Origin of the sequence: Pseudidiomarina donghaiensis, assembly GCF_900116895.1 — a bacterium.
GTDB lineage: Bacteria > Pseudomonadota > Gammaproteobacteria > Enterobacterales > Alteromonadaceae > Pseudidiomarina > Pseudidiomarina donghaiensis.
This window is the reverse complement of record NZ_FPCF01000005.1, coordinates 37716-52381: the sequence shown is the minus strand read 5'-3', so window position 1 is coordinate 52381 and position 14666 is coordinate 37716. Positions and strand designations below refer to the sequence as shown.

Genomic DNA, 14666 nt, shown 5'->3' with positions numbered 1-14666 from the left:
GAGTTACATGCGTTGCTCGAGGTTGTGCCATAACTTAAGAATAATAATGGTTTGGCTATGCACGGAATACCGCACAATGTAATTGTCAAAAATAATATCTCGCACCGTACCATTTTCCGGCGCTTGGGTTACAGAAACCCCAAGCGTTGGGAAACTTCTCAATAAATTTATCTTTTCAATTAATCGAGCAGCAATCTGGGCTGCGGCCTGCGGGTTATTAATTTCAATAAATGCTCGTAAGCGCTTTAAATCCTGAATGGCCACATCCGTGTAAACCAGATTCAATGTCATTCTAGCTGCCCTTTTTTGACATGCTCTTGTTCAGTTCCCCAGCTCGCTAGCCACTCATGCACCGTGTCGCCATCGACCACCTTGCCTGTCACTGCAGACTCCATAGCCTGAAGCGTTTCATGCCAACGTTGCTGCTCTAGTTTTTGCTTCTCGATGTATTCTGCTAACGCCTGCTTAATCACCCAGCCTTTAGAGCGACTAAGCTTGTCAGCAATAGCTTGAAGCTCTCGTTCAATATCGTCTTGCAAACGAACCGTGGTTACACTCATGATATTCACCCACTTTTGACTACCTTGTATTACATTGTAGCCGATTATTCTCTATTCACCAGTGTAACTTTAGGACAAGAGTCGCGTTAGCCGTTCGACTTCAGCATCTCACGAATCACTTTCTTATCTATTTTGCCAACGCTGGTGCGTGGAATTTCATCCACAACTTTTACGGTGTCTGGCAAGTACCATTTTTCGATAAGGCCTTCGTCAATGTATTGCTGCATGTGCGCGGCCACGGCATCGCGGTCTACTGACGCGCCAGCACGGGCGGTGACGATAGCATGCGGGCGCTCGCCCCACTCGTCGTCGGGCAGACCAATAACAGCGGCAAGCTCAATGTCGGGGTGTTTGCTGATTAAGTTTTCAATGTCGAGTGACGATACCCACTCGCCGCCAGTTTTAATCACGTCTTTAATACGGTCGCGAATTTGCAGCGTGTAAGTGCTATCAATGGTGCCCACGTCGCCGGTGTGCATCCAACCGTTGGCCCATAGCTCTTCGCTTTTTTCAGGTTCGTTTAAGTAACCCTGCGTTAACCATGGTGTGCGAACCACCACTTCGCCCATCGCCTCGCCGTCATGCGGTAAGAAACGGCCGTTACTGTCAATAATGCGCATGTTCACAAACGGCACTGGGCGACCGGTTTTAATGCGTTTCGCTACTTGTTGGTCGTGCGTGAATTCATCAGCGTTTAACGGCATCCAGGTCGTGCTTAGCAGCGGACAAGTTTCCGACATGCCGTAGCCGGTGTAAATTTGAATGCCACGTTCAAGCGCTGCGCTGGCAAGGCCTGCCGTTAAAGCGCTACCGCCAATAAGCACCTGCCAACCACTAAAATCAATGGCTTTGGCTTTTTCACTGCTGAGCACCATTTGCAAAATTGTGGGTACGCAGTGCGAGAAAGTCACTTTCTCGGTCATAAACAACTTAAGCAAAGTGGCGGGCTCGTAACGACCTGGGTACACCTGTTTTAAGCCCATCATGGTGGCCACATAAGGCACCCCCCATGCATGCACGTGGAACATTGGCGTAATGGGCATGTACACACTGGAGACTTGCATTAGCTGCATGTTGTCATTCATTGACGTGGTCGCGGCCAGTGTCATGGTGTGTAGCACTAATTGGCGGTGTGAGAAGTACACGCCTTTTGGGTTGCCCGTGGTGCCGGTGGTGTAGAAGGTGGTAGCAATCGCGTTTTCATCAAAATCAGGGAAATCAAACTCTGGCAGCGCGCCTTTTAACAACGATTCATATTCGCCCATAGTTTTTAACGGCGCTTCTGCTGGCGTGTCGCTATCGCTCAATTGCATGTATTTTTCGACGGTAACCAGTTCATGTTTAACTTGGGCTAATAACGGTAGAAAATCGTCATGGGCCAATACCAATTTGTCTTCGGCATGGTTCATGGTGTAGACAATTTGCTCTGGTGCTAAACGCACGTTCACGGTGTGCAGCACGGCCCCAATCATAGGTATGGCGAAAAAACATTCCAGATAACGAGGGGTGTCCCAATCCAGCACAGCCACCACGTCGCCTGCTTTCACGCCGGCCTCGGTGAGCACGTTAGCAAGCCGGCAAACTCGCTCATTAAACTCTTGGTAGCTATAACGTTTTCCGTTGTTACCTCCAACAATTTCGTTATCGCCTGCGTAGCGCTGGCTTGATAGCAATAATTGTTTAATTAACAGCGGATATTGGTACGCCTCTTCGGTTGGTTTAAGTAGTTTTACCGGCATAATAAATCCTTGTTGTTCTGTATTTTTATTTGTTGGTTACCACTTACGGGCAACTTCATAAATATCGGTACGACGGTCTTTCAAGTTCGTTACCGAGCCTTCATGATGTAAATAACGTAGCTCGTCCAAGTTTAGATCGGAGAAAATAAGTTGTTCGGTATTTGGCGTGGTTTCGGCCAAAATCGCATCATATGGGAAAGCGAAGTCCGACGGGGAAAATACCGCTGACTGCGCATATTGCACATCTAAGCTTTCCACTTGCGGTAAGTTACCCACGCTGCCACAGGTGACCACATAACATTCGTTTTCAACCGCACGGGCTTGAGCACAGTGACGCACGCGCAAATAGGCGTTGCGCGTGTCGGTCCAAAACGGTACGAACAAGATCTCGAGGCCCTCGTCAGCCATGAGTCGGCCCAGCTCTGGAAACTCGACGTCATAACAAATCAAAATACCCACTTTGCCCGCGTCGGTGTCAAACACCTGTACGTGGTCGCCGCCTTCAATAACCCAGTCGCGCTTTTCGTGCGGCGTGACATGAATTTTACGCTGTTCTTCAATGGTACCGTCGCGGCGGCACAAGTACGACACGTTATAAATCACATCGTCTTCGTTCAATGGCATAGAGCCGGTAATAATATTGATGTTGTAGCTAACCGCCATTTGTGACATTTCGCGCTTAAAGCGCTCAGTAAAACCGGCCAAAAAGCGAATCGCGTCTTTTTGTTGGCTTTGGTCGGTTAAGCCCATTAATGGCGCATTGAAAAATTCGGGAAATACCGCAAAGTCGCTTTGATAGTTCGACATAGCGTCGACAAAGTACTCCACTTGGCGCAGCATTTCTTCTACCGAGTCAATTTCGCGCATTTGCCACTGCACCGCACCAATACGTACGTTACGAATGCGCGAGCCAAGAATGTTATCTGAAGGCTCATACAAAAAGTTATCCCACTCTAACAACGTGGCAAAGCCAACCGAACGCCTGTCTTCAGGCAGGTATTTACCTAGCAAACGCTTCACGGTGAAGTCATTCGCTAACTGAAAGGTTAGAATGGGGTCGTATATTTCACGGCGGTGTACCGCTTCAATATATTGGCCGGGGGTCATTTCGTCGGCGTATTTGTGAAAGTTCACAATACGCCCACCGGCTAAAATAGCCTTCAAGTTCGACTGTCGGCATAGTTCCTTGCGGGCATCATATAAACGACGGCCTAGGCGAAAGCCTCGGTAGTCTGGGTGAATCAATACATCTAGCCCATAAATGGCATCACCCTTGCGGTCATTCAAAATATTCTCGCGGGCATCCATTAAGTCGTCATAGGTATGCGGGTTACTAAAGCGGGCGTATTTCACTTTCACCGTCAGCGCCACGCCAACCAACTGGCCATTGTCTTCTAAACAAATTTGGCCCTCTGGAAATTCTTTAATTAATTTTTGAATGGTGTGCTCGCCCCAAGCCCCGCCAATATCGGGGTAAACTTTGTCCATCAAGGCTTTTAATTGCGGGTAATCGTCGGTGCGAAGATTACGTAACTGTAAATGCAGATCATCCGGGCTCATAGACATCCTTTGTGCTTCTGTGTACAACTTGAGTTAAGGGCTTTATTTAAAGTAAGCGTTCTGCGCGGCGCTTGCAACGTCAACATAAGACATATAAACTTCTGGACGTCTAAATATAACAAGCAAGGAATTTTATGACTCAATCAGCCAGTGCCAAGGCGTTATTGCCGCTTGGTTTGTTTCTTACGCTGTTTCTAGGAACCGGGATCTACTTTCAGCTAGCCGGTGTCGATTACGCGTTTTATCAGCTTGCCAGCCCTGTGGCTATTTTGCCGGCCATTATTCTGGGCGTGTTGTTAAGCAAACAGGCCTTTGAAGAACGTATTGATACCTTTGTGGCCGGCGTTGGCGAGCGCAATATTGTCACCATGTGCATGATTTACTTGCTGGCTGGGGCGTTCTCGACAGTTGCCGCGGCAACGGGCGGCGTTGATGCCATGGTCGCATTGGGTTTGAATGTCATACCCCCGCAGTTTTTACTGCCAGGCTTGTTTATTATCGCCGCAGTGGTATCCACCGCCATGGGCACGTCAATGGGCACCTTGGCTGCATTAGCGCCGGTGGCACTAGGTTTAGGCGAAGCGGCTGAAATTGACCTCGCCCTGCTGGCTGGTGTACTGGTTAGTGGCGCCATGTTTGGTGACAACTTGTCATTTATTTCAGATACCACCATTGCCGCAACGCGCACGCAGGGCTGCGAAATGAGCGACAAATTCAAAGCCAACTTGAAAATTGCCCTGCCCGCTGCGGCGATTACATTAATTTGGCTATTTACTTACGACACCGGCGCGGTACCGCCTAAAGTTCCTGAAGCGAACCTATGGCTAAGCCTGCCGTACTTTTTCATTATTGTGTTGGCGGTTATGGGCTTAAACGTATTCGCGGTACTCACGCTGGGTATTATTTTAGCCGCAGCCTTTGGCATGTTTACCGTAGGTTATGAGTGGGTGGCGTTTAGCAAAGACATCTACGAAGGCTTTACCAGCATGCAAGAAATTTTCTTGCTGTCGTTGCTTATTGGTGGCTTGTCGGCGTTGATTCGCCAGCAAGGTGGCTTGGCGTTCTTGGCCAATACCGTTGCTGGGGCAACCAAGCGTTTATTTAAGCACAAGCAACAACGTGCGGCATTTGGTGTGGCGGCCCTAACCGGCTTAACCAACTTCGCCGTGGCTAACAACACGGTCACAATTTTGCTCTCGGGCGAAGTGAGCAAACAACTGGCTGAAGACGGTAACCTGGCGCCGCGTCAAAGCGCGAGCCTACTCGATATTTTTGCCTGTGTGGTGCAAGGGGCGCTGCCTTACGGGGCGCAAGCGCTACTCATGGGGGCTAGCTTCGGCTTATCGCCGCTAGATGTCAGTATTCACACGGGCTACTGTTTTATTTTGGCAGGGGTGGCCATTGCCATGATCATCTGGCGCAAGCCGCTAGAGGCTCGCACCAGCGAAGCAACAGCTTAGTTGGTGCTTGGCAGCTCCATCACACCATCAATTTCAATTTGCGCGCCCTTTGGCAAGGCCTTCACGCCAATAGCGGCGCGCGCTGGGTATGGCGTACGGAAAAACTCCGCCATCACTTCGTTCACCACAGGGAAGTTACCCAAATCAGTGAGGTAAATTTGCACTTTGATCATGTCTTGCAGTTCGCCGCCTGCAGCTTCACATACCGCGCTTAAGTTTTTAAATACTTGCACGGCTTGCGCACGAAACTCTTCGCTTACAAATTCCATAGTTTCTGGTACCAACGGAATTTGGCCAGACAAATAAACCGTGGTGCCAATTTTCACCGCTTGTGAATAGGTGCCAATAGCGGCTGGAGCTTTTTCTGTGCTAATGATGACTTTTGACATAATGAATTCCTAGAAATTACTTCCTTAGTCGCCAAACGCGCTGCACATTCGGCATTTTACGAATGTGACGAATAACATCGGCGAGTTGTTTCCTGTCACGCACACTCAGTGCGATATCAATGTAATAAATACTGGCGTCAATCTCTTCGGTTTTCAGGCCATGAATATTACAGCCGGTTGAAGAAATTGAAGCCGTTAATTTCGCCAAAGCGCCTTGATGGTTTTCAATTTCAACCCGCACTTCGGTGGTAAATTCTGCGTCGGTGTTGGCTTCCCATTGTACAGGGAAATAACGGCCGGGTTCGTCTTCGTAACCACGCACGTTCTTACACTCTTTGCGGTGCACCACTAAGCCTTTACCGGGGCTAACGTGGGCAATAATATCGTCGCCAGGAATTGGCCGGCAACATTTGGCAAAGCTCACCAACAAACCTTCGGCGCCACGAATAGCTAGCGTGGTTTTCGGCGCGTTTAACGCTTGTTCATCTTTAATTTGTGCAAGCTCGCCTAATAGCCGTTTGGCAATAGCTATCGACATTAAGTTACCCAGGCCAATTTCACGCAATAGCGTGGGTACGTCTTCTACTTTGACTTCTTTCAGCACGCGCTTAAAGTCAGCCGCTGGTATATCGTCGTAATTAATCGGCCCTAAAGCCGCGCGCAATAAACGCTCACCTAAATGTTCCGCTTCGCGCGTTTCTTGGCCCTTTAAGTACTGGCGTATTTTCGCGCGTGCTTTACCGGTTACCGCAAAATTCAGCCAAGCGATATTCGGGCGTGAGCCCGGTGCGGTTTTAATTTCAACGGTTTGCCCCGTTTCTAATGGCTTCGACAACGACGACACGCGGTGATTGACTCGCGCGCCAATACAGGTGTTGCCAATATCCGTATGCACGGCGTAGGCAAAATCAACCGGCGTTGCACCTTGCGGCAATTCAATAATGCGCCCTTCTGGGGTGAACACGTAAATTTCTTCTGGGAACAGTTCTGACTTCACGTTTTCAATGAATTCAAAGGCGTTACCGGTACTTTGCTGTAGTTCAAGCAAACTTTGCATCCAGCGACGGGCGCGCACCTGCGCAGTAGTGCCGGAACTGTCATCGGCTTTATACAGCCAATGCGCCGCCACCCCGCGGTCGGCCATCAAGTTCATTTCTTCGGTACGAATTTGCACTTCAACGGGTATGCCATGCGGCCCTTTCAGCGAGGTATGCAATGACTGGTAACCGTTAGATTTCGGAATTGCAACATAGTCTTTGAAGCGGGTTTCAATGGGCTTGTACAAATTGTGCAAGGCGCCAAGCACGCGGTAGCAGGTATCTAATTCATCCACGATCACCCGAAACGCATAAATATCCATCACCTGTTCGAAGCGCAATTCTTTGTGCTTCATTTTTTGGTAAATACTGTACAGGTGCTTTTCGCGCCCAAGTACACGGGCTTTAATGCCAACATCGTGCAAACGCTTTTCAATTTCTTGCTGTACCCGCTCAACCAACTCGCGACGATTGCCGCGCGCGCGCTTTACTTCAGATTCAAGTAACTTCGCACGCCACGGATGCAGAGCATGGAAACCAAGCAGTTCTAGCTCGTTCTTTATGTCGTGAATACCTAGGCGGTGCGCCAGTGGTGCATAAATTTCCAGCGTCTCGCGCGCAATGCGGCGCTTTTTGTCTGGCCGCAAATGGCTAATAGTGCGCATATTATGCGTACGGTCGGCCAATTTAATTAGAATAACGCGAATGTCCTGCACCATCGCCATGATCATTTTGCGATAGTTTTCGGTTTGCAGTTCTTCTTTGGAATTAAATTGCAGTTTGTCGAGTTTCGACACACCTTCCACCAATTCGGCTACGGTAGAGCCAAATTGTTCAGCGAGATCTTCTTGGGTGTATTCGGTGTCTTCAATCACATCATGCAGCAAGGCTGCCATGATGGTTTCATGATCAAGGCGCATGTCGGCCAGCAAGCCGGCAACAGCGACAGGGTGGGTAATATAGGGTTCGCCACTATGGCGTTTTTGGTGTTTGTGGCCATCGGCGGCCAATTTGAAGGCCGCAGCAGCTCGCTCCACCTGTTCGGGTGGCAAATACTCAGCTAGCTGTTGCCGAAGGCCTTCAAACAAATACACCCGATTTACTCAAGCCCACGAATTGCGTCAACAGCCGCCATTTCTTCAGCGTCTCTTTGCGCCATTTCAGTACGCTCTTCAGCGTCAAGACGCTTCGCATCAATGTGGCCACCTTCAATTTCGCGTAAAGCGACAACGGTTGCCTTCTCATTGTTTTTCCAAGGCACCAATGAATCTTTACCTTGCGTGGCCAATTGACGAGCACGACGTGCTGCAACAAGCACTAAATCAAAACGGTTGCCGATACGATCAACAGCATCTTCTACGGTTACGCGAGCCATGTTTACTCCAACTATGTGCAAAACGGGTCAGGAATTATACGGATTTACCCGTCATTCGCCAAGAGATCTTTGATTTTTGCGGCGTGCCGCACTTGTTGTAATCCTACCTTAAGGCGCTGGGCAAACACAATATGCTCTAATTGTGCCAAGGTTTGCTCAAATTTATCGTTCACCAGCAGGTAGTTAAATTCATGATAATGCGACATTTCGGCTTGCGCTTTAGCCATGCGGCTAGCAATAACTTCTTCGCTGTCTTGCCCGCGCGCACGCAAACGCTGCTCTAAAGCCTCAAGGCTTGGCGGTACAATAAATATCGACTGAGTTTGCGGGTTCGCTTCGCGTACTTGCCGCGCACCTTGCCAATCAATGTCTAAAAATACGTCAATACCCTGCGCCAGTGTTTGCTCAATGTATACCCGTGAGGTGCCATAATAGTTACCAAACACGTGAGCCCACTCATAAAACTCGTTGTTTTCAATTTTTGCTTTAAATTCAGCTTCACTTAAAAAGTGATAATGCACACCATCAACTTCACCTGGGCGCGGGGCACGGGTGGTACAAGAAACCGACACTTGCATGCTGTCATTACTATGGCGCTCAAGCAAAGCTCGGATTAAACTGGATTTACCGGCCCCACTGGGCGCGGCCAAAATAAATAAATTGCCACTGGCGATTGGTGCTGTCATGAATGCTTACATTGATTGGCTTGCTAATAACGGGCAAGCATAGCATGTTGAACAACTAAATAACTAGATCGAATACGCCATACCGGCCGTCAGCACACTATAAACAGAACACACATGGAGAAACGCGATGACTACCAGCTGGATTATTATCATTGTTATTGCCGTACTGTTGGTTTACTTAATCAGTATTTACAACAAACTGGTGCGTTTACGGAATCAATTTCAAAATGCTTTTGCGCAAATTGAGGTTCAGCTGAAACGCCGCTATGACCTCATTCCCAACTTAGTGGAAACTGCCAAAGCCTATTTAAAACACGAACGCGAAACCCTTGAGGCCGTTATTGCAGCGCGTAACCAAGCTGCCGCAGCGTTACCCGCAGCCGCCCAAGACCCAACCAACGCCGGCGCCATGCAACAGCTAGGCGGTGCCGAGTCTGCTTTAGGTAGCGCGCTGGGCCGCTTAAACGTGGTCATGGAAGCCTACCCAGACTTAAAAGGTAATCAGAACATGATGCAGGTAAGCGAAGAGCTCACCAGCACCGAAAACCGCGTGGCGTTTTCACGCCAAGCATTTAACGACGCGGTCATGACTTACAACACCTATAAACAGTCGTTCCCGCCGGTTATGTTTGCAAGCTTTTTTGGCCACAGCAAAGACGCATCGCTGCTGGAATTTGCCGACAGCGCTGAAATTCAGGCAGCTCCGAAAGTTAATTTTTAATGCAGGTTAACAACCATGGTTAACTTTTTTGAACACCAACAGCAGGCCAAGCGCAATACCGGCCTGTTGGTGGTGCTATTTAGCATCGCCTTTTTGCTCATTGTCGGGTTGGTTGGCGGCATCGCAGCCGCGGTGTTTGGCGGCATTTCGGTGAGTCAAAACGGCAGCTATGTGTTTAGCTGGCAGCCTATTCTATGGGTGGCTACTTGTGTTGGCGGCGGTATTCTCATCGCCATGTTGGTTAAATGGCTGAGCCTTAAGCCCGGTGGTCATGTCGTGGCCGAAAGCTTGGGTGGCGTGCGCATTGCACCCGACTCAACCGACCCATTAGAACGCCGTATTTTGAACGTGGTAGAAGAAATGGCCATTGCCGCCAATATGCCAGTACCCGCGGTTTATTTGTTACCAAACGAGGGCAACATTAACGCTTTTGCGGCTGGTTACGAAAGCAAAGACGCGGTAATCGGGCTAACGCGTGGCGCCGTAGAAGCGTTTTCACGTGAGCAATTACAAGCCGTGGTCGCCCATGAATTTAGCCATATTCTGAATGGCGACATGCGCTTAAACATTCGATTAATTGCGGCATTAGCCGGTATTTTACTGATTGCGCATGTGGGTCGCATGTTCTTGCACTCTGCACGCTTTAGCAGCTCGCGCCGCAAGGGTAATGGCAATGCGCTGCCGTTAGTGGGGCTAGGATTAATCATCGTCGGCTACATTGGGGTGTTTTTCGGCAACATCATTAAAGCTGCGGTAAGCCGCCAACGGGAATATCTTGCTGACGCCGCCGCCGTGCAGTTTACCCGCAACCCGGAAGCTTTGTCTGGCGCCCTGCAGCAAATTGGCGCGCGCCAACATGGTAGCCGCGTACAACATGCCAACGCTGACGAAACTGCTCATTTGTTTTTTGGCCAGGCGTTAAGTTCTTGGTTTACCTTATTAGCCACGCATCCGCCGTTGGAAAAACGCATTAAGCGCATTCAACCGAGTTGGAATGGTCGCTACCCACGGCCCCAAGAGGCTCGGGTGCAGTCGCAACAAGAGCAGCAAGCCAACCAGCCACAGCCTAATGCGTTAAACCGCTTGGCCATGCTAGCGCTGCCAGCCCTGCTGCTAGACAGAGTGCGTTCGCCGCAACAAGCGCCACAGTTTATTCGTGATCTTGTGGTAGGCCAATTAGTCGGTGAAAAACACCCCGAGTTAACGGCCTTATCGCCGGCTCAGCAGCTAGCATTGGTGGAGCTAGCCATTCCAGCCCTGCGCGTTGCCAAAGACTCTGCCCGCTTAGCATTGATTAACGACCTTGAGCAACTGAGCCAAAGTGACGACTTATTTCATTGGTGTTTGTATCAGTTGCTTGCACGTCAACTAACTGACAGCAAACGCTTTTTAACCAAACTCGACAATGCCGAAGCATTTGCCGTTACCGTAGTGGCTTTGAAACGCTCTGAAGCCGGCGAAAAGGTAGATTTGTTGCAGTTGGAAAAAGCGCTGAACACCTGCAAAAAATGGTCGCCGCGCGCAAAGGAACCTTTGATCCAAAAGTGGGTTGAAACCGTTACCGAAGATGACCATATATCTGATAACGAACGTAAACTGGTTGCTACTTTATGCGCTTGCATTGAAGAGCCGCTGCCAGACGACATGCTACAAAATAGTTAAGGAGTCATTTTGTCTACCGATTTAAGTCCATTATTAAAGCCTTTTGAATGTAAATCATTGAAGTTACGCAACCGCGTTGCTATGGCGCCCATGACCCGCAGCTTCTCACCAGGCAACGTGCCGAACGAAGCCGTGGTGAGGTATTATCAACGCCGTGCTGAGGGCGAGATTGGGCTGATTATTACCGAAGGTGTCGAAATTAATCATGCCGGCGCAAGTGGTTTCCCGAATGTCCCGAAAATTTTTGGTGAAACCGCTATGGCCGGCTGGAAACGTGTGGTTGACGCCGTGCATGCAGCCGGTGGACAAATTATTCCACAGCTATGGCACGTTGGTGCCGTTCGTCAACCAGAAGACGAGAATGCGGCCCCAGCTTACAGCCCCTCTGGCTTGTTTGCGCCAGGCAAAGCCAGCGGTGTAGCCATGACCAAAGCTGACATTGATGAAGTTATAGCCGCTTTTGCTGAATCTGCGCGACAGTCAAGAGAGGCTGGCTTTGATGGCGTTGAAATTCACGGTGCTCACGGCTATTTAATTGACCAGTTTTTATGGGAAGGCACCAATATTCGTGATGACGAATATGGCGGATCATTAGAAAATCGTGCGCGCTTTGCCTGCGAAGTTGTTAAAGCGGTACGCGCTGCGGTTGGCGAAGACTTTGCCATTGTGTTCCGTTTTTCACAGTGGAAGCAGCAAGCTTATGAAGCCAAGTTGGCTGAAACACCAGAGCAGCTGAAACAACTACTCGATTTATTAGTTGAAGCTGGCGTTGATATTTTCCATGCCTCAACACGTCGCTTCTGGGAACCAGAGTTTGAAGGCTCTCACTTAAACCTGGCAGGCTGGACACAGCAACTAACTGGCAAGCCGGCCATTTCAGTAGGCAGTGTCGGGTTAACCGAAGATTTTATAAGCGGCACTTTTGCTTCCGATAAACCGGCCGTAGAAAAATCAGGTATTGATGAATTGGTGCAACGCATGGCCAACAATGAATTTGACCTCATTGCCGTAGGCCGTGCTTTGTTGCAAGACCCACAATGGCTGCAAAAAATGCGCGATGGTAACGAAGCTGACATTCAAGCGTTTAGCAAGGCATCATTAAAAGAGCTGGTATAAACCATGCATCAGCATCGGGTGGGGTTGGTCTGGTTTGAGAATGACTTGCGAATTGACGACCACCCGCTGCTGTGTCGTGCGGCGGCGGAATGCCAACAGCTAATTCTGCTGTACTGTGTAAACCCAAAGTGGTTTAAACCAAACCGCTATGGTTTGCTCAGCATGGGCCAAGCTCGACAGCAATTTCTTGAACAAAGCTTACACCAGTTAGATACGCAGCTAGCAACCTATGGCCAGCGACTTGTTGTTAGTTACCAGCCGCCGCTTGAAACCATCGCACGTTTAATTGCCCAATATGGCATTGATGCAATTTATCGATCAGCAAACAGCGGCTTTTACGAACGCCAGTATCTTTCAATTGTGCGCCAACGTTATCCGTTTTTGCAGTATGTAGAAATGGAGACGCAAACACTGTTTAATGCGCAGCAGCTAGAGCACGTGCTGACCCCTTTCCCTGCTAGTTTTTCAAAGTTTCGTCAATTAGCTGAGCCAATAACCATGCTTGATAGTTGTGAGCGCCCCTTACAATTACCGCCTGCTCCAACACAATTTCCGCCCAGCTATTGCCGGTATCCCCAGCCAGTTTCAGAACCGCAACTCAGCCAATTCGAGGGGGGCTGCTCGGCCGGCATAGCGCATGTGAAGCGCTATTTTGAAAGCGCTCAAGCCCAACATTACAAGCAAACTCGCAACGCCCTAGACGAATGGACACACTCCACAAAATTTTCACCGTGGTTAGCTTTGGGCTGTGTTTCACCACGACAAATTATCTCGTTACTTGACCAACATGAACAAGCTTTTGGCGCAAATGACAGTACCTATTGGATTTACTTTGAACTTCTCTGGCGCGAATATTTTCAGCATTACGCAAGGCACTATGGCGCACTGTTGTTCAACGCTGCGGGTATTAGGGATCAACGCCAAACAACAAGCTTTTATGCAACGCGGTTTAAGAAATGGTGCCAGGGCAACACACCGTATCCAATCGTTAATGCGTGTATGAAGCAGTTGAATTCTACGGGCTATATGTCGAATCGCGGCCGCCAGCTTGTTGCTAGCTGTTTTGTGCACGAGTTACAACTCGACTGGCGCTACGGAGCCGCCTATTTTGAACAGCAACTTATTGATTACGACGTTGCTGCCAATTGGGGAAATTGGCAGTACTTAGCTGGGGTGGGTGCAGACCCAAGAGGACATCGGTGGTTTGACTTAGCTAAACAAACCAGCATTTATGACCCACAGCACAGCTTCATCAAAAAGTGGCAAGGCGACGTTTTTGACGGCCACCTAGACCATGTCGACATGGTCGATTGGCCAATAGCCAAAAAACCTTAAATTACCGGCGGCGCTGCAGCCACGGATACAAATATTCATGCATTTTAGGGTCCATAATCGCCATCAAAAAGTGGTGACGATCAGGAATCTCCTTGACCTCAACATAGCGCGACCCGAGTGGTTGAAAATAACTAAACGGTGCAACGCTATCACGCTCACTGGCAAGCACTAAGGTTGGAACCTTAAGCGGCGGCAATATTTGGTGCAGATCAAGCGCTTCGGCTTCTATATCATTTTTCAACAGCGTATTGCGCGCACCTTCACGAATTGAGTCTTCGGATATAATCTTAACCGCTGTTTTGTTCGTCATTTTAGTAACTTCGTACACCGCGTCTTCAAACTGACGCATAGGTGCTAACAACACTAACCCGCTTATATCATTGCGTTGCCGCGCAACGTGCACCGCAGCAACAGCGCCCATGGAATATCCCGTAATGAACAATGGGTGTGGCCGCTCGCGGCCAGGAAGCGAGTTAATCAGGTTGTGAATCATTTCAACGTCGTTCACCGCAAGCCCTGGTTGTTCATGAGATGACTCACCATGCCCTTTTAAGTCGGGAATGATTACGTGAAAGCCAATAAAGCGATAATACTCAGCCAAGAAATACATGGTTTCTTTGTTGCCGCCATAACCATGCAACATAATCATAGTGCCGCGACGAACTTCGGGAATCTGCTGGCGGTTTAGATCAAGAACGTACTCTTTGGTGGCGTCTTCAAAAACCGCGGTAAATTTAAAGCTTTGCTCTTGCCGCTCAGTAGTTGACGGCGCATAAATGTATTTTGTGCAACCGCCTAAATGTGGCAAGCAAAATTCACGAAATTGGCCACCGGTGTCAGTGATTATTTCGGGCATATTAGCCGGCATACCCATAGGTTCAACGCGGCTAGAAAGCCTGTGCTCTACGTACGTTGCACAGCCTTGCAATAACACAGCGGCAATAACTAGCAAACCTAACTTGCGATACATCGGACAACTCCATTGCATTCATCTGACAATTGACATAGTTGCCCGATAATATCACT

Annotated in this window: 14 protein-coding genes; 5 read left to right on the top strand and 9 right to left on the bottom strand. The window is 49.1% G+C overall.

All coding sequences use genetic code 11. From position 1 onward, the window contains the following. Positions 1 to 3 precede the first annotated feature (3 nt). The 4 genes from BM334_RS09285 to BM334_RS09270 all read right to left on the bottom strand — a co-directional run bounded on the left by BM334_RS09285 (position 4) and on the right by BM334_RS09270 (position 3859). Positions 4 to 291, bottom strand: a complete 288-nt coding sequence (locus BM334_RS09285; protein WP_241970929.1) for a type II toxin-antitoxin system RelE/ParE family toxin — start codon at positions 289 to 291, stop codon at positions 4 to 6. Continuing rightward, positions 288 to 560, bottom strand: a complete 273-nt coding sequence (locus BM334_RS09280; protein WP_092841059.1) for a CopG family ribbon-helix-helix protein — start codon at positions 558 to 560, stop codon at positions 288 to 290. Before BM334_RS09280 ends, BM334_RS09285 begins: the two co-directional genes overlap by 4 nt. 86 nt (positions 561 to 646) lie before the next feature. Then, a complete protein-coding gene (locus BM334_RS09275; protein ID WP_241970928.1) occupies positions 647 to 2299 on the bottom strand; it encodes a fatty acid--CoA ligase in 1653 nt (550 codons plus the stop codon). A 36-nt stretch (positions 2300 to 2335) separates the two neighbouring features. Continuing rightward, entirely contained in the window at positions 2336 to 3859 is a 1524-nt protein-coding gene (locus BM334_RS09270; protein WP_092841056.1) for a carbon-nitrogen hydrolase family protein, read from the bottom strand. A 134-nt stretch (positions 3860 to 3993) separates the two neighbouring features. Here BM334_RS09270 and BM334_RS09265 point away from each other — a divergent pair, with 134 nt between their 5' ends. Beyond that, a complete protein-coding gene (locus BM334_RS09265; protein ID WP_092841054.1) occupies positions 3994 to 5319 on the top strand; it encodes a Na+/H+ antiporter NhaC family protein in 1326 nt (441 codons plus the stop codon). On the opposite strand, the gene ridA is transcribed toward BM334_RS09265, so the two are convergent. The 4 genes from ridA to gmk are packed head-to-tail and all read right to left on the bottom strand — an operon-like array spanning position 5316 to position 8806. Next, the gene (gene ridA, locus BM334_RS09260; RefSeq protein WP_055438960.1) at positions 5316 to 5708 is read right to left on the bottom strand and encodes a RidA family protein; all 393 of its coding nucleotides are present in this window, start codon (positions 5706 to 5708) and stop codon (positions 5316 to 5318) included. The two genes, BM334_RS09265 and ridA, sit on opposite strands and share 4 nt — an antisense overlap. 16 nt (positions 5709 to 5724) lie before the next feature. After that, complete coding sequence (gene spoT, locus BM334_RS09255; RefSeq protein WP_092841052.1) at positions 5725 to 7839, bottom strand: bifunctional GTP diphosphokinase/guanosine-3',5'-bis pyrophosphate 3'-pyrophosphohydrolase; 2115 nt, start codon at positions 7837 to 7839, stop codon at positions 5725 to 5727. 5 nt (positions 7840 to 7844) lie between these two features. Then, positions 7845 to 8120 carry a DNA-directed RNA polymerase subunit omega gene (rpoZ, locus tag BM334_RS09250; protein ID WP_055438962.1) on the bottom strand — a complete coding sequence of 92 codons (276 nt, stop codon included), beginning with the start codon at positions 8118 to 8120 and terminating at the stop codon, positions 7845 to 7847. Positions 8121 to 8164: 44 nt separating this feature from the next. Beyond that, a complete protein-coding gene (gene gmk, locus BM334_RS09245) occupies positions 8165 to 8806 on the bottom strand; it encodes a guanylate kinase (RefSeq protein WP_092841050.1) in 642 nt (213 codons plus the stop codon). A 127-nt stretch (positions 8807 to 8933) separates the two neighbouring features. On the opposite strand from gmk, the gene BM334_RS09240 reads away from it, so the two are divergent. The 4 genes from BM334_RS09240 to BM334_RS09225 are packed head-to-tail and all read left to right on the top strand — an operon-like array spanning position 8934 to position 13640. After that, positions 8934 to 9527 carry a LemA family protein gene (locus tag BM334_RS09240; protein ID WP_055438964.1) on the top strand — a complete coding sequence of 198 codons (594 nt, stop codon included), beginning with the start codon at positions 8934 to 8936 and terminating at the stop codon, positions 9525 to 9527. A gap of 15 nt (positions 9528 to 9542) precedes the next feature. Continuing rightward, positions 9543 to 11189 (top strand): M48 family metallopeptidase, encoded by a 1647-nt coding sequence (locus tag BM334_RS09235; RefSeq protein ID WP_092841048.1) that lies wholly within the window; start codon positions 9543 to 9545, stop codon positions 11187 to 11189. Between the two features lie 9 nt (positions 11190 to 11198). Next, on the top strand, positions 11199 to 12305 hold the full coding sequence (locus BM334_RS09230) for an NADH:flavin oxidoreductase (protein ID WP_092841046.1): 1107 nt from the start codon (positions 11199 to 11201) through the stop codon (positions 12303 to 12305). 3 nt (positions 12306 to 12308) lie between these two features. Continuing rightward, a complete protein-coding gene (locus tag BM334_RS09225; protein ID WP_092841044.1) occupies positions 12309 to 13640 on the top strand; it encodes a DASH family cryptochrome in 1332 nt (443 codons plus the stop codon). 1 nt (position 13641) lies between these two features. Here the strand turns inward: BM334_RS09225 and BM334_RS09220 are convergent, their stop codons facing one another. Next, positions 13642 to 14610 (bottom strand): alpha/beta hydrolase, encoded by a 969-nt coding sequence (locus BM334_RS09220; protein WP_157981872.1) that lies wholly within the window; start codon positions 14608 to 14610, stop codon positions 13642 to 13644. Positions 14611 to 14666: the final 56 nt, after the last annotated feature.